Raw genomic sequence first — 26,357 nt, forward strand, 5'->3', positions numbered from 1 at the left:
CGCCGCCCGCCCCTGCGGCCGGTTCAGGGACGGGGCCGCCGTCTGCCGGTCGGCTGCGGCCGCTGAGGTCGCCGTCTCCCGGGCGGCTCCGTCCGACGGGGGCCCGGTTCGCGCCTGCGGCCCGCTCAGGGGCGGGGCCGTGGGGGCATGTGGGTCCTCGGTCCGGCGTGGAGCCGTCGTCAGAGCGGGGTGCTCGGGTTGTGCGCCGGCCTCCCTCAGTGCCTTGAGGGCCTGGGAGGTACCCCCAGCTGGCGCACACCCCGCCATGTCCCCGCGGGCGCGTTCGGGGCTGCGGCACGGCAGCGGTCCAGCGGGCGTCGAGGAGGTGCCGGGCGCAAGGGCGAGTGGCGTCAGCACGGGGCGCCCCCCAGGGCCTCCGCGCGCAGGGCGGCCGCTCTGCGTAGTGCCGTCACCGTCGGATCCGTCGGGTCGCCGGTTGTGCCGTGGGCCGCCGCGAGTACGGTGCCGGCCGTGGTCAGGGCGCCGAGTTCGCCGCGGACCGAGCGGCCCAGGGCCGTGACGGCGCCCTCCGCGCGGGCCTGGTCGCGGCAGTGGAAGGCCAGCTCGCAGGCGGACAGGCACTCCGGTGCGTACGCCGCGGGGACGCATTCGACCGCCGACCGCAGCTCGTCGGCGGGCCGCTCCACGTCGAAGGTCGTGCCCTCGGGCAGGGCCTCCGCGATGTCCTCGATGCGGGTGAGCCGGGCCAGCTGGCGGCGGGTCACCGACAGCTGCTTGCGGACGTCCACGGCGGACGCGGTCGGCAGATTCGAGAAGTCCTTGGGGCAGACCAGCAGGACGCGGTGGCGCACGGGCGGCACGGGGTCCATGCGCCCGGCGACCTGCCCCAGCGCCAGCACGTACACGGCGGACTGCCGGGCGGCCGCCCCGACCTTCGCCGCGTCCGCCGAACCGTCGATCACGGGGAACGACTTGATCTCCACGACCGTCCAGCTGCCGTCGGGGTGGACCACCACCGCGTCCGGCTCCAGGAACGCGGGGGAGCCCGCGACGTCCAGCGCGAGCATCGGGTGGTCGAGCAGGCTCCACGCTCCGGCGGCGGTCGCCTCGCGCAGCGCCAGTGACGTACGCGCCGCGCGCCCCTCCGGCCCCGCCGCCGACAGATCCGGCGTGCGGATGCTGCCCGGCTCGGGCGGCTCGGCGGAGGCGTCCAGCCGCTCGTGCACCAGGCGCAGCAGCACGGCGCCCCCGTCAGCCTTGACGCGCGCCTCGAAGGCATTGCCCCGGATGAACGCGAACTGCGACTGCCCGAAGGAGGAAGGGGAGCCGAGGGCGCTCGCCAGCGCCGCCTTGTCCACCCCCGCGCCGTCCAGCAGCGCGCGCCGCCTGCAGCCGGGATTGGCCGCGAGCGCGGCCAGGGCGCGCGCGTCGAGCGGCTGCGGCGGCCGGGCGGGGCCGCGCAGCTCAGCGAGCCGGTGCCGGAGCGCCGTCCCCCGCGTCTGCGGGGCTGGCACTCGGCCCGGTGCTGGGCCTGCGCTGTCCGGGTCTGCGCTGTCCGGGAATTCGCTCACCCGCCGAAGTCTGGCATCCGGCACTGACAATCGAGGAACCTGCGGCCGGAGAGGCTGAGGAACCCCCGGCCCGGGAGGCGCCCGGGAGAGCCGGCCCGACCGGCTCGCGGAGCGCCCCCAGCCGGGTCCACGCGAGGTCCGCGAGCCGCATCACGGGCTGGGCGAGGAGAAGTCCGGCCCCCATCACGGCCGCTCCCGCGACCGCGTCGAGGAAGTAGTGGTTCGCGGTGCCCATCACCACGACGGTGGTGACGAGCGGATACGCCACCGCGGTCGCCCTGGTGAGCCGGTTGCCGCCGTACCGCCACAGCATCACGCCGCACCACAGCGCCCACCCGACGTGCAGGCTCGGCATCGCCGCGTACTGGTTGGTCATGCCGCCCAGGCCGCGCGGCGCGCTCGCCTCGCCGGCCCACCAGCCGTAGTCGCTGTACTGGGCCATCGTGTCGACGAAGCCGTGGCCCGCCGCCAGCAGCCGTGGCGGGCAGGTCGGCAGCAGCGTGAAGCCGACGAGTGCGATGAGCGTGGAGGTCATCAGCCAGGTGCGGGCGGCGCGGTAGTGGACCGACCGGGAGCGGAAGATCCACACCAGGATCGCGGGCGTGACCAGATAGTGCAGCGACGCGTACCAGAAGTCCGCGGGTATGCCGATCCAGGGCTCGGCGGTGAACAGTCGGTTCAGCGGGTGCTCGGCGTTGAGGTGCAGGGTCTTCTCGAAGCGGAGGATCGCGAGGCCGTGGTCGACGGCGGTCGACACGTCACCGCGGGCGAGCAGCCGGCCCGCCGAGTACAGGGCGTACAGCACCATGATCACGGGCAGTTCGGTCCACCAGCGTGGCCGGCTCGCGCCAGGCGTGCTCTCACCTGGTGCGTCGGTCTGCGCCATCCGATGGTCTCCCTCCCCGCCTCCAGCGGCCCGCTGCGGCCCGCCCACTTTACGGTGTATGTGCACCGCGTATGCGGACGATGTCAGCCGGCCACTCCCGATCTTCAAGACGCAGAGATCCGTTGCGGGGTTGCTCTCCGAACCAGTGCGCGCCCTGCGCGGAGGCAGGCGCAGAGGCGGGTGAGGTGATCCGGACCGGGCCCGCTGATCCGGACCCGGGCGCGACGATTCGTACCCGTGCGCGATGATGGAGGAGCGGGTGGACCCTGTTCCGGAAAATCAGCTCATCCGCCCCGCCCTGCCCTGTTCGCCTCTCGGAAAGGCCCTCTATGGCACCGCGCATCCTGCTGGCCCGGCACGGACAGACGGAATGGTCACTGGCCGGAAAGCACACCGGCAGGACGGACATCCCGCTCCTCGAAGAGGGCCGGCGCGGCGCCAAGCTTCTCGGCGAACGTCTGCAGCGCGCGCCGCTCGACGGGATCCCGGAGGCCGAGGTACGCACGAGCCCGCTGGCACGCGCGCGTGAGACCTGCGAACTGGCCGGCTTCGGTGAGCGCGCCACCACCTGGGACACGCTTCTGGAGTGGGACTACGGCGCGTACGAAGGCATGACGCCCGCTGAGATACAGGCGATCAGGCCCGGCTGGCTGATCTGGCGCGACGGGGTGCCCGAGGGCGAGACACTCGCGGAGATGACCGCCCGCGCGGACGAGGTCGTCGCATGGGCGCGGTCGGCCGACCGTGACGTGCTCGTCTTCGCGCACGGGCACATCCTGCGGTCCATCGGAGCGCGCTGGCTCGGCCTCGACCTCGCCTTCGCGGCCCGCATCCGGCTCAACCCGACGTCGCTGTCCGTGCTGGGGTGGGCATACGGGGAGCCGGCGATCGAGACGTGGAACGACAACGGACATCTGGCCCTCGGCGGTTAGCTACCGGACTCCCGGACACGGCCGGGCCCCGGATTCCCGGACACGGCCAGGCCCCGGACTCCCGGACACGGCCAGGCCCGCACTCCCGGACACGGCCAGGCCCCGAGCTTCCGGCCACCCGCCGGAACCCGGGACCCCTGGGACGTCACGCCGAATGCGACACCTCGCGATGGCGCTCCAGAAACGTCGAGACGCCCGGCGCCCTGCGATGCGGCGCCAGCACACGAGCCGTCATCGCCAGCATCGACAGGACGCGTGACGACTGGACCTCGTTCAGCAGGTCCAGTACGCGCAAACCCGCCGCCGACGCCTCGTCCGGGTGGCCGGCCCGCGCGAGGTCGTCGGCCAGCTCCGCCGTGTACAGCGCGGTGTTGCGCGTGAAGTGCGGGTCCTGCAACGCGGTCGCGCGGCGTGCATGGCGGGCCGCGCGGGACCAGTCGCCCAGGGCCGACCAGCACTGCGCCTCGAGCCCTTCCAGTTCGGCCGCACCGTAGAAGCTCATCCACTCCGGGTCGGCGTTCGAGGGGCCGCAGTCGAACAGGGCCTGGGCGCGGCTGAGCGACCGCTCGCAGCCGGAGCGGTCGCCGAGCCCCGCCCAGCCTCCCGCCTCGCGCAGCGCGAGCAGCGACAGCAGCCGCGGCGACACCAGATTGCGGGCCACGCGCTGCGCCGCCTGCGCGGCGCGCACCGCCTCGCGCGGCCGGCCCGCGTCCCGGGCGAGAAACGCCGTGTTGCAGAAGGCATGCGCCTCCAGGGCCGCATCCCCGGACATCCGCGCGGTCGCCAGCGCCTCCGCGTAGTGCGAGCGTGCGTCGTCGAAGCGCCCGGAGTCGTGCGCCAACCAGCCGACTGAGATGGCGAGTTCGCCCGCGCCCGCCTGCAGTCGCTGGGCGGTCGCCTGCCGGGCGGTGCCCGCGTCGAGCAGGGCGTAGGCGGCGCGCAGCGGCGCCGCGGCACGGCGGTAGAGGCCGTCGGCCCCATGCCGGTCGTCGAGCAGCCGGATCTTGCGTACGGCCTCCTCGACCGCGTTGGCCTCGGCGTGGCCGACCCTGCGGACGGGCCGGCCGGCTGCCGTGGCGGCGGCACCGCCGTCCCTGGTGAGCCCTAAGGGCGCGAAGGAGGCGGCGGCCACCGTGGCCGTACCGCCCGTCATGAACGCGCGACGCTGCACGTCGCTCTCCTTGTGGTTCTCGGTCTCGTGGTGCGGGATTTCCTGGTGCGGGATCTCATGGGGCAGGAGCCCTTGGTGCCGGCTCCCGCTCTGCTCGGCCGTGAGCGGCGGCTGCGCCGCTTCCGACCGGGCCCGCCCTCGGCCGCGTACCTCGGAACGAGGGACGAAGCCCAGGTCCGTGAGCGAGCGGCCGGGGAACATGTGCAGGAACACGCGCTCGTAGGCGTAGTTGGGGCAGCGGATCTCGCCTGCCTCGACTCGCCCGATGTACCGCGCGTCACAGCTGACCCGCTCGCCGATCTCGCGAGCGGCCCGCCGGACCGCGGCTGCGAACTCGCCAGGCGAGCGCTGTCCGCGCAGCTCCCGGAAGGCGAGATTCGATTGGAGATCCCGTCGGCGGGACGGTGACGACGAGGTCGCCGATGACGACTCCATGTCCGGGCCCTCTCATGTGCATCGAGCCGGACTCCGGGGGGAGTTGTACTCCCGGGCCGTACGTCTGCTGCCCCTGTTCCGGCGGGGCAAGAAGGTACCCCTTGTGACGGCACCGCCACGCAGAGTTTGACCACAAACCGGATAACTCGTATGGGATCTGCCATGAACTGCCATCCTTTGCGGCGGTGTCCTGCCGTAGCCGTTGACGCGGGACGGACGTTGGACGATGCGGAGAGGGAGCTACGCGGTCCTGGAAGGGCCGCGTGGTGCCGAACCGAGCGACTCGAGCGTGGAGGGGTTCCGTGTTGGAGGCCGGAATGGAGAACAACGCACACGCACTGTGTCCGTCGCTGTCGACCGCGCAGCACCGGCCGACTCCGGAGGGCAGCGCACCGGCGCGCGGAATGGAGCCCGGGGGCCTCTGCCAGGACCTGCCCGGCGGCCCCTCCCAGGACCTGAAGGCACGGGACGAGGACACCTGCGACCTGGTCACCGTGCCGGCCCGCCAGGGCCTCGAGGCGGTCGACATCCTCCGGCGCGGTCCCTTGGAGGCCGTCGGTCCCGTTCTGCACGACGGGGGCTGCGACGTACTCGGTTTCCTTGTTCCGCCCGGCACCGCCGACGCCTGGGACGTCCCCGGCAGCGCCTGCACCCAGACCTTCGGCCGCGGCATCGGCACCGCGCCCGTACCGCCCATCGAGGGCACGCGCTGGCTGCTTCCGCCCGCCGCGGCTCAGTCGGCCGACTCGGTGCATCCGGCCGACGCGGAGGTCACCGCGCAGGTCACCGACCCGGACGTGCTCCGTGAGGCGCTGGATGAGGCGGCGCGGATGATCGCTGCCGCGGACAACTGCCGCTGAACGCTTGCGCTGGCTGGGGCGTGTTTTCTTCGCCGCTCCGCGGCGGTTTTCGTGCCGCTCCGCGGCACCGGGCTCCCTGCCGCTCCGCGGCTATTTTCTTCGCCGCTCCGCGGCGGTTTCCCATCCACCCGCCCTTTCGTGCCGCTCCGCGGCGCCAGGCGCGTGCCCCACGCGAGGCCCCCTTCCCCCCCCAGGCACCCGATAATGAGCAGGTGGCGCGGTCGAAGGACAAAAAGGCGAGGGGCAGGCGGGACGCTGTGGCGGCCGTCGTGGCCGAGGTCGACGGTGGGCTCGCCGAGCTGATACCCGACCGGGACCGGGTACGCGCCTGGACGCTGCTCGTCGACGGCGCCCCGCAGTCGCACGTCGATCTCGACGACCCCGCGTATCTCTCCTTCGAGTACCAGCGCAGGCTCGGCCACGTCATCGATCTCGTCGCGCCGCCGGGAAAGCCGGTGCAGGCCGTGCATCTCGGCGGAGGCGCCTTCACTCTCGCCCGGTACGTCGCCGCCACCCGCCCCCGCTCCACCCAGCAGATCGCCGAGCGCGACGCGGCCCTCGTGCAACTCGTCCGTCGCGAACTCCCGTTGGATCCCGGCGCCCGCATACGGGTGCGCTCCGCCGACGCCCGCGCCGCGCTCGCCAAGATCCCCGACGGCTGGGCCGACATGGTGATCGCGGATGTGTTCAGCGGCGCCCGCACCCCCGCGCATCTCACCAGCGCCGAGTTCCTGCACGACGTACGCAGGGTCCTCGGACCGGGCGGCTGGTACGCCGCCAACCTCGCCGACGGGCCGCCGCTCGCCCATCTGCGCGGCCAGATCGCGACGGCCGCGGCCGTCTTCCCCGAGCTCGCCCTCGTCGCCGACCCGACCGTGCTGCGCGGCAAGCGCTTCGGAAACGCCGTCCTCGTCGCCTCCGGCCTGCCCCTGCCGGTCGCCGAACTGACCCGGCGCGCCGCGAGTGATCCACACCCCGGACGGGTCGAGCACGGGCGGGCACTCGCCGATTTCACCGGGGGAGCGGCGGTGGTGACGGACGCGAGCGCCGTCGCATCACCAGCGCCGCCGCCGTCCGTCTTCCGCTGAGGGTCTCCGCCTGCCCTCAGCCGTGCCTTGTGTTCCCCCGCAGTGCCCTAGTGTTCCTCAGCAATGCCCTTTTGTTCCTTAGTCGTACCCTTTGTTCCTCGGCTGTTTCCTTGGTCGTGCGGCGCCCCGGAGGGACGCCGCACCGCGGTGCCGGGCCCCGGGTTCTACTCGCCGCCCGTCTCCGCCGACGGCACCGCCCCCGTCCTCGCCACCTCCCCGTACCACCGGGCGCTCGACTTCGGCGTACGGGCCAGCGTCGCGTAGTCCACGTACACCGCGCCGAACCGCTTCTCGTAGCCGTACGCCCACTCGAAGTTGTCCATCAGGGACCAGAGGTAGTAGCCGCGGACGTCGGCGCCGTCGGTGATCGACTGCCGTACGGCGGAGAGGTGGCCGTGCAGATAGGCGATGCGCTCCGGGTCGTGGACGCGGCCGTCGGGGTCCGGCTTGTCGTCGTAGGCCGCGCCGTTCTCGGTGATGTACAGCGCCAGGCCCGGTGCCTCGCGGGAGTAGCGCATGATCAGCTCGTGCAGGCCGGTGGGGTCGATGGTCCAGCCCATCTCCGTGCGGTCGCCGGGGGTCTGGTGGAACGCCACGTCGTCGGCGGCCGGCCAGGGGGAGTGGTTGCTCTCGCCGTGGCCGTCCGCGCGCGCCCCCGCGGGGGCGTTCTCGGCGCCCGAGACCAGGGTGGGCGTGTAGTAGTTGAGGCCCAGCGCGTCCAGCGGCTGGTGTATGGCGCCGAGGTCGCCCTGCTGGACGAACGACCAGTCGGTGACCCGGGCCGTGTCGGCGAACAGCGTCTCGGGGTAGGCGCCGTGCAGCATCGGGCCGTGGAAGATCCCGTTGGCGAGGTTGTCGATGCGCCGCTTTGCGTCCAGGTCCTCGGGCGCGTCCGAAACCGTCCTGACCACGGATGAGTTGAGGCTCACCGCGACGCTGTTGCGGGCGGGCATCACGCCGCGCAGGGCCGTGGTGCTCAGGCCGTGGGCGAGGTTGAGGTGGTGGGCGGCGCGCAGGGCGGCCGCGGGGTCCGTGCGGCCGGGGGCGTGCACCCCGGAGCCGTAGCCCAGGAAGGCACTGCACCACGGCTCGTTGAGAGTGATCCACTGCTCGACGCGGTCTCCGAGGGCCTCGCCCACGATCGCCGCGTATTCGGCGAAACGGTACGCCGTCTCGCGCTCCGGCCAGCCGCCCGCGTCCTCGAGCTCCTGCGGGAGGTCCCAGTGGTAGAGGGTGACGGCCGGCTTGATGCCGTGTGCGAGCAGCTCGTCGACGAGGCGCCGGTAGAAGTCCAGGCCGCGCTGGACGGCCGGGCCGCGGCCGGTCGGCTGGACACGCGGCCAGGACACCGAGAAGCGGTACGCGGTGAGGCCGAGGTCCGCCATGAGGGCGACGTCGTCGCGGTAGCGGTGGTAGTGGTCGACGGCGATATCGCCGGTGTCGCCGCCGTTCACCTTGCCGGGTGTGCGGCAGAAGGTGTCCCAGATCGAGGGGGTGCGGCCGTCTTCCCGCACCGCGCCTTCGATCTGGTACGCCGAGGTGGCGGCTCCCCAGAGGAAGGCGGGCGGGAAGGTCAGGGGTTCAGGCATGGAAGCGCTCCCATGGGAAGGTCGTGGAAGACCGGTCGGAAGGGATGGAGGAGGGGACCGAAGGGATGGGCGGGGGGTGGCGCGTGAGGGAGTCGCGGGGGGTGGCGGCGTGAACGGGGGCAGGGGGAGGCAGAGACCCGGGCAGGTGGAGGTGCCGGTGCGACGGTGACCCGGCCCGCCGTACGGCACGGAGATCCGTGCCGTACGGCACCGCTCCACGGCCGTCTGAACGGACGCGGTCCGCACGGACCGGCCGTGCGGAGGCCACCGGACGAGGGCGGCTCCGCACGTGGCACGGCCCGCACGGACCTCAGCCCTTGATGGCGCCCTGCATGATTCCGCCGACGATCTGCTTGCCGAACAGGAGGAAGGCGATCAGCAGCGGCAGCGTGCCGAGCAGCGCGCCCGCCATGATCACCGCCTGGTCGGGGATGTAGCCGGTGCCGAGCTGCATGAGGGCGACCTGCACGGTCGGGTTCTGCCCGTTGAGGGCGATGATCGGCCAGAGGAAGTCGTTCCAGGCCATCACGAAGGTCAGAAGCCCCAGCACCGCCATCGCGGGCCGCGCCGCCGGGAAGACGACGTGCCACACGATGCGCAGGCTGTTCGCACCGTCGACGCGCGCCGCCTCGATCAGCTCGGTGGGCAGCGCCTGCACCAGGTACTGCCGCATGAAGAACGTGCCGAAGGCGCTGACCAGGGTCGGCAGGATCACCGTCTGCAGCTGGTTGGACCAGCCCAGGTCGCTCATCCACAGGTACAGCGGCACGACGGCCAGCTGCGGCGGGACCATCATCGTGCCGATGGTCACTAGCAGCAGCGCGCTGGAGAACCGGAACCGCAGCTTGGCGAAGGCGAACCCGGCGAGCGTGGAGAACAGGACCGTACCGACGGTGATGGTCGCGGCGACGAACGTGGTGTTGAACATCGCGGTGCCGAGACCGGCCTCGCTCCACGCGGTCTCCAGGTTCTTGAACAGGTTCCCGCCGAACCACAGTGGTGGCGGCGTCTCGGCGAGCCGACGGTCGGTGCGCGAGGCCGCGATGGCCGTCCACACCAGCGGCGCCAGCGAGATCAGCGCGAAGACCGTCAGGACGACATAGGTGACCGGGCCCGCGTGCAGCTGTTTGCCCGCGCCCATCACCCCGAGCCGCCGGGAACCCCGGTCACCCTTCACCTTCGCCTGAGGGGGCATCAGTTCACTAGTGGTCATTGGGACTTCCTCAGACGGCGGGAGACCAGCATGTTGATCGCGGCGACGATCAGCAGGATCAGGAACATCGACCAGGCGATCGCGGACGCCTTGCCCAGGTTGCCGATCATCCAGCCCTGGTCGTACATGTACAGGCCGAGCGTCTGGTACTGGTGCTCGGAGCCGCCCTTCGAGCCGCTGACCCCGCCGAACAGCAGCGGCTCACCGAACAGCTGCGTCGCTCCGATCGTGGAGACGACCACCGTGAACAGGATCGTCGGCCGCAGCATCGGGACCGTCACATGGCGGAACTGCTGCCAGCGGCCCGCGCCGTCGAGGGCCGCCGACTCGTAGAGGTCGCTGGGGATCGCCTGCATCGCCGCGAGGTAGATCAGCGCGTTGTAGCCGGTCCACCGCCAGATCACGATCGTGGAGACGGCGAACTGCGAACCCCAGTCCGACTCACGCCAGTTGACCGGGTCGATCCCGACGAAGTCGAGCAGCCAGTTGATCATGCCGCCGTCCCAGGAGTACAGCAGCACGAACACCAGCGTCGCCGCCGCCACCGAGGTGGCGTACGGGGTGAGCATCACGACCCGCCAGACGACCGAGCCGCGCAGCCGGTAGTTGAGCAGGTGCGCGAGCCAGAGCGCCGCGAGGAGCTGTGGCACGGTCGAGATGACGCCGATGGTGAAGGTGTTCGTCAGGGCGTTCCAGAAGAAGTCCGAGGACAGCAGGTTCTTGTAGTTGTCCAGGCCCGCCCAGGTCTGGTTGTCCAGCGCCGACAGCTGCACGTTGTGCAGCGAGTACCAGGCCGTGTACAGGAGCGGGACGAGCGAGAACGCCCCGAAGATGACGAAGAAGGGGGCGATGAAGACGTACGGCGACGCCTTCATGTCCCAGCGGTACAGCCGGCTGCGCCAGGAATCGGTGCCGGCCGGTGGTGTACCGCGACCCTGAGCGCCCCGAGCCGCGCCCGGCTGATTGCCGGGCGCGGCGTCGGCGCTCGACGCGGGATGCGCGAGAGCCTGCTTGGAGCTGCTCACTGGCCGAGCACGTCCTTGATCTCCTCGGTGGCCGCCTCCCAGCCCTGCTCAGGGCTCTTGCCCTTCTGCTCGACCTGCAGGATGCCGACGTCGGTGATCGCGGTGCCGATCGGCTGGTCCTTGGCGCCGAGGTACTGCGTCGGGATGGTCTTCGCCGAGTCGGAGAAGATCTGCGTGATGGGCGCGTCCGAGAAGTACGCCGTGGTGTCGGCCGCCGGCTTCAGGTTCGCGTACGCCGACGGGGTCGACGGGAAGCTCGCCTGCTCGGCGAAGACCTTCGCCTGCTGCTCGGGCGCGGTCAGCCACTTCGCCAGGGCGATGGCCTCCTTCTGGTGCTTGCTCGCCGTCGGCACACCGAGGAACGCACCGCCCCAGTTGGCCGCGGTCGGCGCCGCCGCCACGTCCCACTTGCCCTTGCCGGAGTCACCGGACTTCTGCTGGATGTAGCCCATCATCCACGCGGGACAGGCAACGGTCGCGAAGGTGCCGTTGGCGTAGCCCTGGTCCCACGGCTTGTCGAACTGCTTCAGCTTCGCCGACATGTCGCTGGTCGCCACCTCCATGGCCACGTCCCAGGCTTCCTTCACGCCCGCGGACTTGTCCCAGACGACGTTGCCGTCCTTGTCGTAGTAGCGCTCGGTCGCGCCGCCGAGCGCCGCGTTGTAGACGGAGGAGGCGGAGTCCACGTACTTGGTGCCGCTCGGCGCCTTCTTCATGTAGTCGTTGCCGAGGTCGACGTACTTGGACCAGTCGCCCTTCCACAGCTCGGCGAGCTTGGTGCGGTCCGTCTCCAGGCCGGCCTTCTCGAACAGGTCCTTGCGGTAGCAGATGGCCATCGGGCCGATGTCGGTGCCGAGCCCGATCGTCTTGCCGTCCTTGGTGGTGGCCTGCGCCAACTTCCAGTCCAGCCACTGGGACTTGTCGACCTCCTTGCCGAGGTCGACGAACTTGTCGGCCTGCGTCTGCACGGCCTCGGTGACGTTGCCGACCTCGATCGCCTGGATGTCGTCGGTACCGGAACCGGCCTGCAGACGGGTGAGCGTCTTGGGCCAGTACACGTCGGTGCGGGTGGTGACGTTCTCCTTGATGTTGATGTCCGGGTTCAGCTTCATGTACTCGTCGTAGAGACCGGCCTGCTTGTAGCCGAACACGCCGAAGGTGCCCACCGTGAGCGTGATCTTGCCCTTTGCGTCGCCTCCGCCGCTGGAAGAGTCCGACGGACCGTCGTCCGGGTCCTCGGCACAGCCGGCCAGCAGCCCCGTAGTCAGCGCGGCGACGGCCGCGAGGGCCATCATCCGGTGGGACCGGCGGGTACTCGTGCGCATTGCGTCCTCCTGTTGCCTGACGTGCCGACCCCCCGGCCAACTGCACTGTTGGGCCCGTATATTCACGCTGCGGCTCGGGCGGGGAACGTGCGGGATGTGTAGGTGTCAGGTACTGTGGGAGCGCTCCCACAGGTGATGTGTTGAAGGGTCGCGGCTCGGCGCGGGGGTGTCAAGGGACCGGACAGCGAGATATGCCTTCAGTTATCGGGCTGTTAGGTACCGGACGGCCGGGCGGCGGCGGACGGACTGCGGGCGGGGCTGAGGAGCGGACCGGCGACCGGACTGAGGAGCGGATCGAGGGCTGAAGTCCCCGCAGGAGATGGGACCTGACCCGGTCGTAGATCGGACTGTTAGATTCCTCACCTGGCACGGTGAACGGGAGGCGGGCAATGGCAGCGTACGGAGCGCGGAGCCGGGGTGGCCGACGGCCGACGCTGGAAGAGGTCGCCGCACGCGCGGGTGTGGGCCGCGGCACGGTCTCCCGGGTGATCAACGGTTCGCCACGGGTCAGCGACGCGACACGTGAGGCGGTCGAGGCCGCCGTAGCGGAACTCGGCTACGTACCGAACACGGCGGCGCGCGCGCTCGCCGCCAACCGTACCGACGCCATCGCCATGGTGGTGCCCGAGCCCGAGACCCGGTTCTTCGCCGAGCCGTACTTCTCGGACATGCTCCGCGGTGTCGGCTCGCAGCTCTCCGAGACGGAGATGCAGCTGGTGCTGATCTTCGCGGGCAGTGACCGGGAGCGGAGGCGGCTGGCCCAGTATCTGGCCGCGCACCGGGTGGACGGCGTGCTGCTGGTCTCCGTGCACGCCGATGACCCGCTGCCCGATCTGCTGGCGCAGCTGGAGATCCCGGCTGTGATCAGCGGCCGGCGGTCCGCAGAGGAGACCTTGCCCTCGGTCGACTCGGACAACTACTCCGGCGCGCGCTCGGCCGTGGAGCACCTGTTGGCGCGCGGTCGATCGACGATCGGGACCATAACGGGCCGGCTGGAGGTCTACGGTGCGCAGCGCCGTGTCGACGGCTACCGGGGCAGTCTGCGGGACGCGGGCCACGAGGTGGACGAAGACCTGATCGTGGCGGGTGACTTCACCGAGGAGGGCGGCCGCCGCGCCATGGCGGAGCTCTTGCGGCGGCGCCCCGGCCTGGACGCGGTGTTCGCGGGCTCCGACGTGATGGCGGCCGGCGCCCGGCAGGTGTTGCGCGAGGCCGGCCGCCGCATCCCCGACGACGTCGCCCTTGTCGGCTTCGACGACTCGGCGATCGCCCGCCATATGGATCCGCCGCTGACGAGCGTGCGGCAGCCGATCGAGGAGATGGGCCGGGCCATGATCGATCTCCTGCTCGCCGAGATCGCCGACGGCCGCCCGGCCGCGTCCCGGGGCCTGGACCGTCAGCAGGTCGTGCTTCCGACACGGCTCGTGGAGCGGGCCTCGTCCTGAGGGGCGCGCCGGGTCTGGACGGGGGGCGGATCACCCGGCGTGCGGGGGTGTGTCCTTGATCGTGTGTTCGCCTTTGACGCAGAAACGATCAGCCGGTGTCTGATATCTGGTTGATCTACGGTTTTCGCCATGATTGTTCGCGTCAGATTCGAAAATGGCGAATGTCTTGAATGCGCAGATCAGGGTGGCGGAGCCGTCGTCTACTGCTACGCCACGGGCGCGAACGGCACGCTGCTGGTGTACGAGCGAAGCAAGGTCGGGCCTCCGGTGAAGGAGGCCCAGCCGCTTGTCGTGTACGGCCCCTCGGCGTGGTTCAGCGTGAGCGGTGCCCCGTGTGTCTCTGCGGGGACTCCCGGGGCGCGGGACGCGTACCTTCTCGGGCGCTGCGATCTGCTCCCGTTCTGACACCATGCGCGCGTTCACCGACGCCGGGCAGCGGCGCCGCATGGCTGGCCAAGGATCGGGCGGAAGCGCCACCGACAACGTCGGGATCGCCGGCGTGGGATCCCGCGGGCCACCCGAGGACGGGGCGGACTTCCTCGCCACCGGCGGTGACATCACCGTCGCCGCCGGACAGACGCTGCTCGCCGACGGCGGAGTTGTCCGGCACGCGGGCACGGTCACCGGTCAGGTCACCGGCACCCTCGTCAGAGACGCGGACGCCGTCGCTCCGTACGTGCCGCTGCGCGACGAGCTCACGAGCGCCAGCCAGTGCCACGCCTGGGTGGACGGTGCGCCGAGGCAGGAGGCCGGCACGGTCGTCCACACGTCGGCGCAGACCACCTTCACCGGGGAGGGCGTGTCCTCGCTCCAGGTGTTCGACGTCGACTTCGACCTGGCCGGCACCGGCGGCGCCCAGCAGGCTCTGGCGTTCACGAACATCCCGGACGACGCGACGATCCTCGTGAACGTTTTCGGAGACGAGCGGACCATCAGCACCTTCAGCGGTGGCCTCGACGACACGGACACCTCTGGAACGCCCTCCGCGACCGGCTGCTGTGGAACTTTCCCGACGCCGAGACCGTGAACACGAAGAAGGCCCGGCCTGCTCTCGCAGGCCGGGCCTTGATCATTCAGGGTGAGTGACGGGACTCGAACCCGCGGCATCCTGGACCACAACCAGGTGCTCTACCAGCTGAGCTACACCCACCATGACCGGCGGTTCTCCGTGAGGATTCCCCGACCGGCCGAGAAAAAGTGTACAGGGTCCGGGGCGGTGCTCGCGCCCGCCTTTCCCGGCGCCCTACTGCCGGGGTGCGGCAGGGGCGCCTTCGGCGGGCAGGACGTGCCTGAGCGCGATGGTCTTCGCGGTCTCCGAGTCCGGTCCCGGCTGGGGTACGAAGATCGCCTCGCGGTAGTAGCGCAGCTCGGCGATGGACTCGCGGATGTCGGCGAGCGCCCGGTGGTTGCCGTTCTTCTCGGGACTGTTGAAGTACGCCCGCGGGTACCAGCGGCGGGCCAGCTCCTTCACCGAGGACACGTCGACGATCCGGTAGTGGAGGTACTCCTCCACCTTCGGCATGTCCCGCAGCAGGAATCCGCGGTCGGTGCCGACCGAGTTTCCGCACAGTGGGGCCTTCCCGGGCTCCTTGACGTGCTCACGTACGTACGCCAGGACCTGCTCCTCGGCGTCGGCGAGCGTCGTACCGCCCGCCAGCTCGTCGAGGAGACCCGAGGCGGTGTGCATCTGCCGCACCACCTCGGGCATGGTCTCCAGCGCCGCGTCCGGCGGGCGGATCACGATGTCCACCCCTTCGCCGAGCACGTTCAGCTCAGAGTCGGTGACCAGGGCGGCCACCTCGATGAGCGCGTCGTTCGCCAGCGAGAGCCCGGTCATCTCGCAGTCGATCCACACCATGCGATCGTTCATGTGTCTTACCCTACGGCGCGCTCCGCGGGCCGGGCAGACTCGGGCGGGCGGATGCGTACGTATCCGAGCCGGGCTTGCCCGCCTCCGTGGACATCGACGTGGCCGGGCCCACCGCGTTCGCCGCGGCCGTGCGCCGGGTCTGCGACGGCAGTGGAGTCTCCTGGGCCGCGGGGCTTCCGGTGTCCACCGGCTTCTCGGCCCCCGGCCTGCGGGCGCGGTACGCAGCCCGGTAGGCGGCCGGGGACGAGCCGAGCTGGCGCCGGAAGTGGCCGCGCAGCGCGACGGGCGAGCGGAAGCCGCAGCGGCCCGCGACCTCGTCGACCGAGTAGTCGGAGGTCTCGAGCAGCCGCTGCGCCTGCAGCACGCGCTGGGTGATCAGCCACTGCAGGGGAGCGCTCCCGGTGAGCGAGCGGAACCTGCGGTCGAAGGTCCGCCGGCTCATGTACGCGCGCGCGGCCAGGGTCTCCACGTCGAACTGCTCGTGGAGGTGCTCAAGCGCCCAGGCGACGACCTCGGCGAGCGGGTCGGCGCCGATCTCCTCCGGTAAAGACCTGTCGAGGTAGCGCTCCTGGCCGCCGCTGCGGCGCGGCGGTACGACCAGGCGGCGGGCCAGCGCGCCCGCGGCCTCGTTGCCGTGGTCCGAGCGCACGATGTGCAGGCACAGGTCGATGCCGGCCGCCGTGCCCGCGGAGGTGAGGACGTCGCCGTCGTCGACGAAGAGCTCCCGCGGGTCCACGTGGACGGACGGATAGCGCTTGGCCAGCGTCGGCGCGTACATCCAGTGCGTCGTCGCCGGACGGCCGTCCAGGAGGCCGGCGGCGGCCAGCACGAACGCACCGGTGCACAGCCCGACGATGCGGGCTCCCTCCTCATGGGCCCGGCGCAGCGCCTCCAGGGCGTCCGCGGGGGGCGGCGAGGTGATCGACCTCCAGGCCGGTACGACCACGGTGCCCGCCCGGGCTATCGCCTCCAGGCCGTACGGTGCGGTGAGTTCCAGGCCCCCCGTCGTGCGCAGCGGTCCCTCCTCGCCGGCGCACACCAGCAGGCGGTAACGGGGCACTCCGGCGTCCTGGCGGTCGATACCGAACACCGAAAGCGGAATGGAACTCTCGAAGATGGGTCCGCCACCGAACAGCAGCACCGCGACGATCTCCTTGCGGCGGCGCCCGGCGAGCTTCCGGGCTGCACCCTCCGGTGCGGCAGTGGAGTCGTGGCTCATGCTGCTAAGCCCCCCTCGGTGGTCGCGGCTCCCTGTTCGTGTCGGGCTTGTCGCTCCTGCACGTTTCCCCTCGGTCCTGCACGAGTCCCCCGCCGTAAGACAGTCATGATCGAATCTACTGTGTCCCGTGGTGCCGGCGTGACCAGTTCTGCATCCGACGTTATGTCGACATGGCAACTTGGCGTGAAGCATTCGATCACGAAGCGTTGCATTCCGGGAGCGCCCAGGGAAGTGTGCGTGGGCTCCGTGGCTGGTCCCCGTAGGGTGCGGGGCCCCTCCGGGGGTCTTTCGGTCCTGGTGGGACGGGGGTTGGGGGGCGGTTCGGTCAAGGGGGGCAGGGATGGGCGAAGTTGGCCGAAAAGAGGTGGGGGTGCGGGTGGAGTGCCGGTGGTTCACCGGCGTGTTTTGGCCGCTGTGAGGAGCGCCGGGGTACGCCCCAGGGGGGCGATGCGCCTCTGAGGTCCCTGAGGTCACTGGCGTCACCGCCCATGTTCCCGTGACCGCCGTCGTGGGGTGGACGCAACGTGATGGGCCAAGCGGCTGTACGGGGCAGCAACCATTGCCATACGGGCGCTGCTCATGCATGCTCCGGGGAACGCCGTCGCGAGGTCGGCGTGCTCTGGGCAGGAGAGGAGTGCCGCCGTACCCTTGGGGGTATGGGGTTGGGAAGATGATTCCCGGACACAGCTCCGGCGCCCACCACCGTCCAGCCTCGCACATCGCACATCCTTGACAGCCGACCCTCCCAAGAGGACTCCCTTCGCCGAGACACCCATGGCCGGTCACGAATTCTTCGATCCCGCGGACCGCAAGAGGCAGGTCGCCGATCACACGGCCGACCCCCTCGCGGCAGAGGAAACACGACACCCCTGCGATCCCGCCTTCAAGCACGGCGTCGTCGTCGGTTTCGACGGTTCGACCTCGAGCGAGCGGGCCCTTGCGTATGCGATCGGTATGGCCCGCCGCTCCGGCTCGGGCCTGATCATCGTGCATGTCGCCAACCGGCTGCCGACCACCGTCTGGGCCGGCTGTGAACCCCCGGTCTTCGTGGACGTACCGGATCACCGCACCGAGGTGCTCGGCCTCGAGCTAGCCTGCGCGGACTATCTCGCCGAGGTGCCCTGGATCCTCGTCGAGCGCGGCGGCGACATCTGCCACGAGCTCGAAGAGGTGGGCCACGAGTACGCGGCGGACGCGATCGTCGTCGGCTCCACGCACGGCATCGTCGGCCGCATCTTCGGCTCCGTGGCGGGACGGCTCGCGAAGCGCGCCCAGCGGCCCGTCGTCGTCATTCCGTAACTTCCCGTTGTCCCAGGTGAGATAGAGCGGGAGCGGGTCAACTTCCGCTCGGTCGCGGGCGAATCTACTCATGCGTAGAAGTGATTTGTGCCCTTGTGAAGGGTACATACCGGTCGCCGGGCCGCACCGCACGGGCCGGCGTCACGCAGCACAACTGCACATGAAGGGAGCCCGTTGTGGACAACGACGTCTCTACGGGAAGCAGCATCTCGACTCTCGGCCATCTCGCCCTCGGTCTCACCCTGTTGGCCTTCGGCCTAGGACATGCCGATGTGATCGACGGCGTGACGGCGTCCGACGCCGTGTCCCTGGCCACCTATGTGGGCGGCGTCACCCTCTTCGTCGCGGGCCTGCTGGCCCTCCGCGACCGTGACGCGGCCACCGGCACGGCCTTCTCGGCCCTCGGGGCCCTCTGGTTCACCTGGGGCGTCACGGCCGGCGGCCAGGTCTCCGACAACGCAGCCGGGCTGTTCATGCTTCTGTTCGCCCTCATCGCGCTGAGCCTGACGCTGGGCGCCGCGGGCGGCGGCGTCCTCACCCAGGGCACGTACGGGCTGTTCTTCGTCTCTCTCGTCCTTCTCGCCATCGCGGGCTTCGCGGGCAACGACGCCCTGGCCAAGGCCGGCGGCTGGTTCGCCGTGGTGGCAGGCGCGGTGTCCTGGTACGGGGCGACGGCGGCCCTGGCCCACTGGCCCACCTCGCTTCCGCGGCGCGCTGCCGGCCGGGGTGTGACGGCCACCGGCTGAGGCAGCCACAGCCGGGGTGTGGGCAGCCCCGGCTCTCCCAAAGGAACGACCCCCTGTGTGCTTGGTGGCACGCACAGGGGGTCGTTTCGTGGGGTACGCACGGAAGGGGCGTACGGCCCGTCAGGCATATGGCGCGGTGACTACTCCACCGTCACCGACTTGGCCAGGTTCCGCGGCTTGTCGATGTCCCGGCCAAGGGCCAAAGCCGTGTGGTACGCGAGGAGTTGCAGCGGGATGCCCATGAGGATCGGGTCCAGCTCGTCCTCGTTCTTCGGGACCACGATCGTGCGGTCGGCCTTCTCCTGCTCCTGGTGCGCGACGGCGAGGATACGGCCGCTGCGGGCCTTGATCTCCTCCAGCGCGGCGCGGTTCTTCTCCAGCAGGTCGTCGTCGGGGACGATCGCGACCGTCGGCAGCGCGGGCTCGATGAGGGCGAGCGGGCCGTGCTTCAACTCCGATGCGGGGTAGGCCTCGGCGTGGATGTACGAGACCTCCTTGAGCTTCAGCGAGGCCTCGCGGGCCACCGGGTAGCCGCGCACGCGTCCGATGAAGAGCATCGACTTGGCGTCGGCGTACTCGTCGGCCAGCTTCTTGATCTCGTCCTCCTGCTCGAGGATCTCCGCGATCTGCGCGGGCAGCTTGCGCAGGCCGGCGATGATCCGCTTGCCGTCGGACACCGACAGGTCGCGGGTGCGGCCGAGGTGCAGGGCGAGCAGCGCGAAGGCGACCGTGGTGTTGGTGAAGCACTTGGTCGACACGACGCAGACCTCGGGGCCCGCGTGCACGTACATGCCGCCGTCGGCCTCGCGGGCGATGGCGGAGCCGACCACGTTCACCACGCCGAGGACGCGGGCGCCCTTGCGCTTGAGCTCCTGCACGGCGGCCAGCACGTCGTACGTCTCACCGGACTGGGAGACGGCGATGTACAGGGTGTCCGGGTCGACGACCGCGTTGCGGTAGCGGAACTCCGAGGCCGGCTCCGCGTCGGCGGGGATACGGGCCAGCTCCTCGATCATCTGGGCGCCGATCATGCCCGCGTGGTACGAGGTGCCGCAGCCGAGGATCTTCACGCGGCGGATCTGGCGCGCGTCGCGGGCGTCCAGGTTGAGGCCGCCCAGGTGCACGGTGGAGAACCGGTCGTCGATACGGCCGCGCAGCACGCGGTCCACCGCGTCGACCTGCTCGTGGATCTCCTTGTGCATATACGTGTCGTGGCCGCCCATGTCGTACGACTCGGCCTCCCACTCGACGGTGGTCGGCGAGGCGGTCGTGCGGGTGCCCTCGGTGGTGTACGTACGGAAGTCGTCGGCCTTCAGCGTGGCCATCTCGCCGTCGTCGAGGGTGACGATCTGGCGGGTGTGGGCGACCAGCGCGGCGACGTCCGATGCGACGAACATCTCCTTCTCGCCGATGCCGAGCACGACGGGGGAGCCGTTGCGGGCCACCACGATGCGGTCGGAGAAGTCGGCGTGCAGGACCGCGATGCCGTATGTGCCCTCGATGACGCGGAGGGCGTCGCGGACCTTGTCCTCGAGCTTCTCGGCCTGGGAGCGGGCGATGAGGTGCGTGACGACCTCGGTGTCGGTCTCGGAGAGGAACTCCACGCCGTCGGCGGTCAGCTTGGCGCGCAGCTCGGAGGCGTTGTCGATGATGCCGTTGTGGACGACGGCGACCTTGCCCTCGGCGTCCATGTGGGGGTGCGCGTTCTCGTCGGACGGGGCGCCGTGCGTGGCCCAGCGGGTGTGGGCGATGCCGGTGGTGCCCTTGAAGCGGGCCGGAACCTTGGCCTCCAGGTCCCGTACCCGCCCCTTGGCCTTGATCATCTTCAGGCCGGAGGCCTTGGGGCCAGTGATGACGACGCCAGCGGAGTCGTAGCCGCGGTACTCCAGGCGCTGCAGGCCCTCGAGCAGCAGCGGCGCGACATCACGTTTGCCGATGTAACCGACAATTCCGCACATAAGTGTCCTCGTTCCCCTTGTCCCTGGTCCCTGATGCGTGATGTGTGTGTACGCCGAGCGTCGAGGGCTCAGCCGTACACGATGCGGCGCAGCTGTCTGAGCGAGAGCTCGGGCGGCGCGACCGCTCGGTATTTCAGGTCCGCCTCGATCCGTTCGAAGATCGCCGTGTTCACCAGGCCCTGACCCTGGAGCTCGCGATGGCGGCGACGGACGAATTCCTCGGTCGTCTCGTCGAAGTAGGCGAGCACGTCCTGGATCACCCGCAGTGCCTCGCCGCGGCTCAGCGGCGTACTGCGCGTCAGATGATCTACAAGTTCGTCGTGCACCCGTTGATCCTGCGGTACGACCCTGTGATTCGCAAGAATCCTGCCCGCTTTCGGGCAGGACTGTGTCGAACTTGTGGCGCGCACGGCTCAAGCCTGTGTGACGAGGGCCTCAACTCATCGTCACGTACGCCCGGATTCTGCCTGATTCTGGCGATTCGTGTGGTCGTAAGGGGCCCCCGCCCATGCCGACGGGCGCCCCGGAGGACCGTACTCCGGGGCGCCCGCCCGTCTTTCAGGGAGCCCTGAAGGGCTCGCACAGGTCTCTCAGAGACCGGCTATGGGGTTCTTCAGGTCGCCCACCAGCTGGAGCGCCCCCGACGGATCGGCCAGGTCGACCATCTGCTCGTTGTTGCGCAGCTGCAGCCGGTTGAGGCAGGACAGGCCGAACTCGGGCGCGAACATGTCGTACTGCCGGAACCTGTCGGCGAGTTCGGGCCTGGACCCCTGGTATTCCCGTACGCAGTCGGCGACGGCCCGCCAGAAGGTGTCCTCGTCCAGCACCCCCTCCGTGACGAGATTCGCGGCCAGGAAGCGGAAGAAGCAGTCGAAGACGTCGGTGAAGATCGACAGCAGTTTCATGTCCTCCGGAACCTCGACCCGGATCCGCTCGACCACGGGCGGCAGCACCGCGTCCGGGTCCATGACCGCGATCTCCTCGGCGATGTCCTTGAAGACCGCCCGCTGCACCACGCCGTCCTTCAGGACCAGGATCACGTTCTCGCCGTGCGGCATGAACACCAGGTCGTAGGCGTAGAAGCTGTGCAGCAGCGGGGTGAGGTAGGCCCGCAGATAGGGGCGCAGCCACTCGGCGGGCGTCAGGCCGGACTGCTCGATCAGCGCGCCCGCGAAGGACGCGCCCTCGCGGTCGGTGTGCAGCAGCGACGCCATGGTCGCGAGCCGCTCGCCCTCCTGCAGGGACGGCACCGGGCTCTCACGCCACAGCGCGGCGAGCATCTTGCGGTACGGCGAATAGCGGTCGGTCGCGGCCTCGTACTCGAGGTGCCGGTAGCCGACGGCGGCGCGCTCGCGGATGATCGACAGGCCCGTGGACTTCAGCACCTCGTCGTTCTCGACGAGGCCCGCCAGCCAGTCGTTGATCGCGGGGGTCGCCTTCATGTACGCGGCCGACAGCCCGCGCATGAAGCCCATGTTGATGACCGACAGGGCCGTTTTGACGTAGTGCTTGGCCGGGTCGCTCGTGTTGAAGAACGTACGGATCGACTGCTGGGCCAGGTACTCGTCGTCGCCCTCACCCAGGCACACGAGGTGGCGCTGGGCGACCTCGGCCGCGAAGGTCACGGAGAGCTTGTTCCACCACTGCCAGGGGTGGACGGGGATGAGGAGGTAGTCGTCCGGGTCGAGGCCCTGGTCCGTGAGCGTCCCCGAGAAACGCTTCAGCGTCTCCTCGCCGAGCTCCGACCGGAGCAGCGACTCGTAGTCCAGGCCGACGCCCGCGGTGAAGGCGGCCCGGGAGCGGTGGGCGGCGAGCCACACCAGCCGCACGGGGCTTGCGGTCTCGGGGGCGTACGAGAGGTACTCGTGCACACCGAAGCCGAGCCGGCCGTTGTTGGCGACGAAACAGGGATGGCCCTCGGTCATGCCCGTCTCGATGGCCTGGAAGTCCGCGCGGGCCAGCTCGGCGGCGGGGACGGCCGGCTTGGTGAGCTTGTAGCAGGTGCCGGAGAGGGTGGAGGAGATCTCCTCCAGATAGACCGGCAGGATGGAGTCGCTCAGGCCGAGCGACTCCTTGAGCTCGATGAAGAACTCCAGGGCGTGCAGCGGGAGTTCCGTACCGTCCCGGTGGCGGGTGATCGACTCCGGGAACACCTGCCAGTGGTCCAGGCGCAGACGGCGGGCGGTGAAGCGGTACTCGACCGTGCCGTCGTCGCTGCGGACGACGTACCGGTCGTCGCCGATCGACTCCGGGCTGAAGAGCCGCTCGTGGGCGAACTCGGCGAGCGCTTTACGTATCAGGAGGCGGTTGGCCTGCGCCCAGCGCTCGGGGGACAGGTGCGCCACGGCGTCGGACAGGGTCATATGGCCACTCCTTGTGCGTCCGCCGTCGCGGACGCCTGGGCGCCCGCTCGTGCGGCCTTGCTTACTGCTGCTTCTCGTACGACCGCTGCCTCGAACTGCGCGCGTGTGCAGAAGCTCAGCAGGGCCGTCTTCTCGGGCTTCTCGATCTCGCGTTCGGGTACGAAGCCGACGGCCTCGTTCAGCGCGTGCACGGCCTTGTTGCGTACGTCGGGTTCGACCACCACGCGCTCCGTCGCCGGGTCGGCGAACAGGTGTTCCATCACCGCGGTGATCACGGCCCGGGTGAACCCGTGCACGGGCGTGTCCGTCGGCGCGACCAGGAAGTGCATGCCGACGTCGCCGGGCTCCGGCTCGTACAGGCCGACCAGCTCGACGTGCGCCGGGTCGTAGCGCTCCATCAGGAACGCGGGCTCGCCGTTGTGCAGTCCGATGAACGCGTCGTGGTGCTCGGCGGCTGCGATGGCCATGTACTCGCGCTCGACGTCATGCAGTTTCGCGTCCTGCATCATCCAGAAGGCCGCCTTGGGGTGGGTGACCCAGGAGTGCAGCAGCTCGGCGTCGGCCAGCGGGTCCAGGGGCCGGACGGCGAAGGTCCCGAGGTCGTGTGTGCTGCTCGTGCTGCTCGTGTGGCTCGTGTGGCTCGTGTGGCTCGTGTGGCTCATATGGCGAACTCCTGGAACGCGATGGTCTTCTCGACGGGGTAGTACTCGCGGCCCAGCAGCTCGCTGATGATGTAGCTGTTGCGGTACGGGCCCATGCCGAGGTCCGGGCTGGTGATGCTGTGGGTGTGCACGCTCGCGTTCTGCAGGAAGATCCCGCGGCCCGTCGTGTCGATGGAGTAGTTGCGGGCGACGTCGAAGCGGCCCTGGGAGTCCCAGCGGATGCGGTCGCGCACCGGCTCCAGGAACGCCGGAGTGCTGTACTTGTAGCCGGTCGCCAGGATCAGGCCCTCGGTGCGGATCTCGTAGTCCTTGCCCTGCTCCTCCTGGCGCAGGCCGAGGGTGTAGGTGCCGTCCTCGTACGCGGCCGTGTGCAGGGCCGAGTTGGTGAGGAGCCTGGTCGGGACCGGGCCGCCGAGGCTCTTCTGGTACAGCAGGTCGAAGATCTCGTTGATGAGATCGCCGTCGATGCCCTTGAACAGGCCCTTCTGCTGGCTCTCGAGGCGGTAGCGGGTCTCCTCGGGCAGCGCGTGGAAGTAGTCGACGTACTCCGGCGAGGTCATCTCCAGCGTGAGCTTGGTGTACTCCAGCGGGAAGAAGCGCGGGGAGCGGGTGACCCAGTTCAGCCGGTAGCCGTGGACGTCTATCTCGCTCAGCAGGTCGTAGTAGATCTCGGCGGCCGACTGACCGCTGCCGACGAGCGTGATCGACTCCTTGCGCTGCAGCTCCTGCTTGTGCTGCAGATAGCGGGAGTTGTGGATGAAGTCGCCGCCCAGACCCTGGCAGGCCTCCGGGATGTACGGCGGGGTGCCGGTGCCCAGGACGAGCCGGCGGCCGTAGTGCGTCTCGCCGCTCTCCGTCCGTACGGCGTAGATGTCGTCCTCGTACGCGACCTCGGTCACGGTCGTGTTGAAGCGGATGGAGGAGAGCTTCGAGGCGGCCCAGCGGCAGTAGTCGTCGTACTCGACGCGCAGCGGGTAGAAGTTCTCGCGGATGTAGAAGGAGTACAGGCGGCCCGATTCCTTCAGGTAGTTCAGGAAGGAGTAGGGCGAGGTCGGGTCGGCGAGGGTGACCAGGTCCGACATGAACGGCGTCTGGAGGTGGGCGCCGTCGAGGAACATCCCCGAGTGCCACTCGAAGTTCGGCTTGGACTCCAGGAAGACGCCGTCGAGCTCGTCGATGGGCTCGGTGAGGCAGGCCAGGCCGAGGTTGAAGGGGCCGAGGCCGATCCCGACGAAGTCGTGGATGCGGCGGGGCTCAGGAAGCGCGGTCAAGGGACTCTCCCAGGTACTGCTCGGCGTGGCCGGCGATCAGGTCGAGGACGGCGGCGATGTCATCCACCGTCGTCTCGGGGTTGAGCAGGGTGAACTTCAGGTAGTGGCGGTCGCCGACCTTGGTGCCCGCGACGATCGCGTCGCCGGAGGCGAACAGCGCCTTGCGGGCGTACAGGTTGCAGCGGTCGATCTCCGCCGGGTCGGTGACGGAGGCCGGGATGCAGCGGAAGACGAGGGTGGAGAGCTGCGGCTGGACCACGACGTCGAAGCGCGGGTCGGCGGCCAGCAGTTTCCAGCCCTCGGCGGCCAGGTCGCACACCTCGTCGAAGAGCTCGCCGATCCCGTCGGCGCCCATCACGCGCAGCGTCATCCACAGCTTCAGCGCGTCGAAGCGGCGGGTGGTCTGCAGGGACTTGTCCACCTGGTTGGGGATTCGTTCCTGCACCATGCGGCGCGGGTTGAGGTAGTCGGCGTGGTACGTGGCGTGGCGCAGCGTGGCCGCGTCCCGCACCAGGATCGCGCTGGAACTCACGGGCTGGAAGAAGGACTTGTGGTAGTCGACGGTGACGGAGTCGGCGCGCTCGATGCCGTCGAGGAGATCGCGGCGGGCCCTCGACACCAGCAGCCCGCAGCCGTACGCGGCGTCGACGTGCATCCAGGTGCCGTACTGGGCGCACAGCTCGGCGATCTCCGGCAGCGGGTCGATCGAGCCGAAGTCGGTGGTGCCCGCGGTCGCGACGACCGCCATGGGGACCAGGCCCTCGCGGACGCAGCGCTCCAGTTCGTGGGCGAGAGCGAGCGTGTGCATGCGCTTGTTCTGGTCGCAGGGGATGGAGACGACCGAGTCCGGGCCGAGACCGAGGAGTTTCGCGGACTTCTTGACGCTGAAGTGACTGACCTCGGAGGCGAAGATGCGGAGCCGCGCGGTGTCGTCGGACTTGGACTCCTCGCGGGCCAGCAGCAGCGCCTGGAGGTTGGACTGCGTACCACCGCTGGTGAACACGCCGTCTGCCGCCGGGCCGAGGCCGATGCGCTCGGCGGTCCAGTCGATGAGCTTGCGCTCGATGAGGGTGCCGCCGGCCGACTGGTCCCAGGTGTCGAGGGACGAGTTGACGGCGGACAGGACGGCCTCGCCGAGCACCGCCGGGATGACGACCGGGCAGTTGAGGTGCGCGAGATAGCGCGGGTGGTGGAAGTAGACGGCGTCGCGGAGGTAGACCTCCTCGAGCTCGTCGAGGGCCGCGGTCGTGTCGCCCAGCGGCTGGTCCAGGTCGATCTTCTCGACACGGGGAGTGAGGGCGTCGACCGTGACGCCGGTGAACGGCCGATCGGTGGTGGCGAGTTTCGCCGCCACCCGCTCGACTCCTTCGGTCACGGAGCGGCGGTACCGCTCCGCGGTCGTGTCATTGAGCAGGTGCGAGCGCATGGGGGGTCCTCCGGACGGCTCAGGACGAGGGACGGGGTCGCG

22 protein-coding genes and 1 tRNA gene are annotated in these 26,357 nt (G+C 70.1%); 7 read left to right on the forward strand and 16 right to left on the reverse strand.

Annotated elements, in window-relative coordinates; all coding sequences use genetic code 11:
- Positions 1 to 350 precede the first annotated feature (350 nt).
- Both H1D24_RS29215 and H1D24_RS29220 read right to left on the reverse strand, forming a co-directional pair.
- Entirely contained in the window at positions 351 to 1,475 is a 1,125-nt protein-coding gene (locus H1D24_RS29215; protein WP_181660711.1) for a hypothetical protein, read from the reverse strand.
- Positions 1,426 to 2,418: a phosphatase PAP2 family protein gene (locus H1D24_RS29220; protein ID WP_181660712.1), complete on the reverse strand. Its 993-nt coding sequence runs from the start codon at positions 2,416 to 2,418 to the stop codon at positions 1,426 to 1,428. The genes H1D24_RS29215 and H1D24_RS29220 overlap by 50 nt, the downstream gene beginning before the upstream one ends.
- A gap of 329 nt (positions 2,419 to 2,747) precedes the next feature.
- On the opposite strand from H1D24_RS29220, the gene H1D24_RS29225 reads away from it, so the two are divergent.
- Complete coding sequence (locus H1D24_RS29225) at positions 2,748 to 3,350, forward strand: histidine phosphatase family protein (protein ID WP_181660713.1); 603 nt, start codon at positions 2,748 to 2,750, stop codon at positions 3,348 to 3,350.
- Positions 3,351 to 3,495: 145 nt separating this feature from the next.
- On the opposite strand, the gene H1D24_RS29230 is transcribed toward H1D24_RS29225, so the two are convergent.
- Positions 3,496 to 4,956 carry an NsdA family TPR-like regulatory protein gene (locus tag H1D24_RS29230; protein WP_181660714.1) on the reverse strand — a complete coding sequence of 487 codons (1,461 nt, stop codon included), beginning with the start codon at positions 4,954 to 4,956 and terminating at the stop codon, positions 3,496 to 3,498.
- Positions 4,957 to 5,273: 317 nt separating this feature from the next.
- Between H1D24_RS29230 and H1D24_RS29235 the strand changes: the two genes are divergently transcribed.
- Entirely contained in the window at positions 5,274 to 5,816 is a 543-nt protein-coding gene (locus tag H1D24_RS29235; protein WP_181660715.1) for a hypothetical protein, read from the forward strand.
- 212 nt (positions 5,817 to 6,028) lie between these two features.
- Entirely contained in the window at positions 6,029 to 6,904 is an 876-nt protein-coding gene (locus H1D24_RS29240; RefSeq protein WP_181660716.1) for a spermidine synthase, read from the forward strand.
- 164 nt (positions 6,905 to 7,068) lie between these two features.
- Here H1D24_RS29240 and H1D24_RS29245 read toward each other — a convergent pair whose 3' ends face one another.
- From H1D24_RS29245 to H1D24_RS29260, 4 genes are all read right to left on the reverse strand, one after another.
- Complete coding sequence (locus tag H1D24_RS29245; protein WP_181660717.1) at positions 7,069 to 8,493, reverse strand: GH1 family beta-glucosidase; 1,425 nt, start codon at positions 8,491 to 8,493, stop codon at positions 7,069 to 7,071.
- A 310-nt stretch (positions 8,494 to 8,803) separates the two neighbouring features.
- Positions 8,804 to 9,706, reverse strand: a complete 903-nt coding sequence (locus tag H1D24_RS29250; protein WP_181660718.1) for a carbohydrate ABC transporter permease — start codon at positions 9,704 to 9,706, stop codon at positions 8,804 to 8,806.
- Positions 9,703 to 10,731: a carbohydrate ABC transporter permease gene (locus H1D24_RS29255; protein ID WP_181660719.1), complete on the reverse strand. Its 1,029-nt coding sequence runs from the start codon at positions 10,729 to 10,731 to the stop codon at positions 9,703 to 9,705. The genes H1D24_RS29250 and H1D24_RS29255 overlap by 4 nt, the downstream gene beginning before the upstream one ends.
- Positions 10,728 to 12,056, reverse strand: coding sequence for an ABC transporter substrate-binding protein (locus H1D24_RS29260; protein ID WP_181660720.1), 1,329 nt, complete (start codon positions 12,054 to 12,056; stop codon positions 10,728 to 10,730). The genes H1D24_RS29255 and H1D24_RS29260 overlap by 4 nt, the downstream gene beginning before the upstream one ends.
- 389 nt (positions 12,057 to 12,445) lie before the next feature.
- Between H1D24_RS29260 and H1D24_RS29265 the strand changes: the two genes are divergently transcribed.
- Positions 12,446 to 13,501, forward strand: a complete 1,056-nt coding sequence (locus H1D24_RS29265; RefSeq protein WP_181660721.1) for a LacI family DNA-binding transcriptional regulator — start codon at positions 12,446 to 12,448, stop codon at positions 13,499 to 13,501.
- Between the two features lie 409 nt (positions 13,502 to 13,910).
- Entirely contained in the window at positions 13,911 to 14,528 is a 618-nt protein-coding gene (locus H1D24_RS29270; protein ID WP_220137356.1) for a choice-of-anchor A family protein, read from the forward strand.
- A gap of 50 nt (positions 14,529 to 14,578) precedes the next feature.
- On the opposite strand, the gene H1D24_RS29275 is transcribed toward H1D24_RS29270, so the two are convergent.
- The 3 genes from H1D24_RS29275 to H1D24_RS29285 all read right to left on the reverse strand — a co-directional run bounded on the left by H1D24_RS29275 (position 14,579) and on the right by H1D24_RS29285 (position 16,590).
- Positions 14,579 to 14,651: transfer RNA gene (locus tag H1D24_RS29275), tRNA-His, on the reverse strand.
- Positions 14,652 to 14,744: 93 nt separating this feature from the next.
- Complete coding sequence (gene orn, locus H1D24_RS29280; RefSeq protein ID WP_181660722.1) at positions 14,745 to 15,371, reverse strand: oligoribonuclease; 627 nt, start codon at positions 15,369 to 15,371, stop codon at positions 14,745 to 14,747.
- A gap of 10 nt (positions 15,372 to 15,381) precedes the next feature.
- Positions 15,382 to 16,590 carry a helix-turn-helix domain-containing protein gene (locus H1D24_RS29285; RefSeq protein ID WP_181660723.1) on the reverse strand — a complete coding sequence of 403 codons (1,209 nt, stop codon included), beginning with the start codon at positions 16,588 to 16,590 and terminating at the stop codon, positions 15,382 to 15,384.
- 774 nt (positions 16,591 to 17,364) lie between these two features.
- On the opposite strand from H1D24_RS29285, the gene H1D24_RS29290 reads away from it, so the two are divergent.
- Both H1D24_RS29290 and H1D24_RS29295 read left to right on the forward strand, forming a co-directional pair.
- Positions 17,365 to 17,889, forward strand: a complete 525-nt coding sequence (locus H1D24_RS29290) for a universal stress protein (protein ID WP_181660724.1) — start codon at positions 17,365 to 17,367, stop codon at positions 17,887 to 17,889.
- Between the two features lie 176 nt (positions 17,890 to 18,065).
- Positions 18,066 to 18,635: a GPR1/FUN34/YaaH family transporter gene (locus tag H1D24_RS29295; protein ID WP_181660725.1), complete on the forward strand. Its 570-nt coding sequence runs from the start codon at positions 18,066 to 18,068 to the stop codon at positions 18,633 to 18,635.
- A 140-nt stretch (positions 18,636 to 18,775) separates the two neighbouring features.
- Here the strand turns inward: H1D24_RS29295 and glmS are convergent, their stop codons facing one another.
- The 6 genes from glmS to desA form a co-directional block, all read right to left on the reverse strand.
- A complete protein-coding gene (glmS, locus tag H1D24_RS29300) occupies positions 18,776 to 20,593 on the reverse strand; it encodes a glutamine--fructose-6-phosphate transaminase (isomerizing) (protein ID WP_181660726.1) in 1,818 nt (605 codons plus the stop codon).
- 68 nt (positions 20,594 to 20,661) lie between these two features.
- On the reverse strand, positions 20,662 to 20,919 hold the full coding sequence (locus H1D24_RS29305; RefSeq protein WP_181660727.1) for a hypothetical protein: 258 nt from the start codon (positions 20,917 to 20,919) through the stop codon (positions 20,662 to 20,664).
- A gap of 264 nt (positions 20,920 to 21,183) precedes the next feature.
- Positions 21,184 to 22,956 (reverse strand): IucA/IucC family protein, encoded by a 1,773-nt coding sequence (locus tag H1D24_RS29310; RefSeq protein WP_181660728.1) that lies wholly within the window; start codon positions 22,954 to 22,956, stop codon positions 21,184 to 21,186.
- Complete coding sequence (locus H1D24_RS29315; RefSeq protein WP_181660729.1) at positions 22,953 to 23,618, reverse strand: GNAT family N-acetyltransferase; 666 nt, start codon at positions 23,616 to 23,618, stop codon at positions 22,953 to 22,955. The genes H1D24_RS29310 and H1D24_RS29315 overlap by 4 nt, the downstream gene beginning before the upstream one ends.
- Positions 23,615 to 24,889 (reverse strand): lysine N(6)-hydroxylase/L-ornithine N(5)-oxygenase family protein, encoded by a 1,275-nt coding sequence (locus H1D24_RS29320; RefSeq protein WP_181660730.1) that lies wholly within the window; start codon positions 24,887 to 24,889, stop codon positions 23,615 to 23,617. The genes H1D24_RS29315 and H1D24_RS29320 overlap by 4 nt, the downstream gene beginning before the upstream one ends.
- Positions 24,873 to 26,315 carry a lysine decarboxylase DesA gene (gene desA / locus H1D24_RS29325; RefSeq protein WP_181660731.1) on the reverse strand — a complete coding sequence of 481 codons (1,443 nt, stop codon included), beginning with the start codon at positions 26,313 to 26,315 and terminating at the stop codon, positions 24,873 to 24,875. Before desA ends, H1D24_RS29320 begins: the two co-directional genes overlap by 17 nt.
- Positions 26,316 to 26,357 lie beyond the last annotated feature (42 nt).

This window comes from Streptomyces himalayensis subsp. himalayensis (assembly GCF_013778455.1).
In the GTDB taxonomy this organism is placed as follows: domain Bacteria; phylum Actinomycetota; class Actinomycetes; order Streptomycetales; family Streptomycetaceae; genus Streptomyces; species Streptomyces himalayensis.

Coding starts and splice junctions, on each gene's coding strand:
- H1D24_RS29310 (WP_181660728.1), bottom strand. CDS start 22,956: ATGACCCTGTCCGACGCCGTGGCGCACCTGTCCCCCGAGCGCTGGGCG.
- H1D24_RS29260 (WP_181660720.1), bottom strand. CDS start 12,056: ATGCGCACGAGTACCCGCCGGTCCCACCGGATGATGGCCCTCGCGGCC.
- H1D24_RS29245 (WP_181660717.1), bottom strand. CDS start 8,493: ATGCCTGAACCCCTGACCTTCCCGCCCGCCTTCCTCTGGGGAGCCGCC.
- H1D24_RS29220 (WP_181660712.1), bottom strand. CDS start 2,418: ATGGCGCAGACCGACGCACCAGGTGAGAGCACGCCTGGCGCGAGCCGG.
- H1D24_RS29315 (WP_181660729.1), bottom strand. CDS start 23,618: ATGAGCCACACGAGCCACACGAGCCACACGAGCCACACGAGCAGCACG.
- H1D24_RS29265 (WP_181660721.1), top strand. CDS start 12,446: ATGGCAGCGTACGGAGCGCGGAGCCGGGGTGGCCGACGGCCGACGCTG.
- orn (WP_181660722.1), bottom strand. CDS start 15,371: ATGAACGATCGCATGGTGTGGATCGACTGCGAGATGACCGGGCTCTCG.
- glmS (WP_181660726.1), bottom strand. CDS start 20,593: ATGTGCGGAATTGTCGGTTACATCGGCAAACGTGATGTCGCGCCGCTG.
- desA (WP_181660731.1), bottom strand. CDS start 26,315: ATGCGCTCGCACCTGCTCAATGACACGACCGCGGAGCGGTACCGCCGC.
- H1D24_RS29270 (WP_220137356.1), top strand. CDS start 13,911: ATGCGCGCGTTCACCGACGCCGGGCAGCGGCGCCGCATGGCTGGCCAA.
- H1D24_RS29230 (WP_181660714.1), bottom strand. CDS start 4,956: ATGGAGTCGTCATCGGCGACCTCGTCGTCACCGTCCCGCCGACGGGAT.
- H1D24_RS29285 (WP_181660723.1), bottom strand. CDS start 16,590: ATGAGCCACGACTCCACTGCCGCACCGGAGGGTGCAGCCCGGAAGCTC.
- H1D24_RS29225 (WP_181660713.1), top strand. CDS start 2,748: ATGGCACCGCGCATCCTGCTGGCCCGGCACGGACAGACGGAATGGTCA.
- H1D24_RS29235 (WP_181660715.1), top strand. CDS start 5,274: ATGGAGAACAACGCACACGCACTGTGTCCGTCGCTGTCGACCGCGCAG.
- H1D24_RS29290 (WP_181660724.1), top strand. CDS start 17,365: ATGGCCGGTCACGAATTCTTCGATCCCGCGGACCGCAAGAGGCAGGTC.
- H1D24_RS29250 (WP_181660718.1), bottom strand. CDS start 9,706: ATGACCACTAGTGAACTGATGCCCCCTCAGGCGAAGGTGAAGGGTGAC.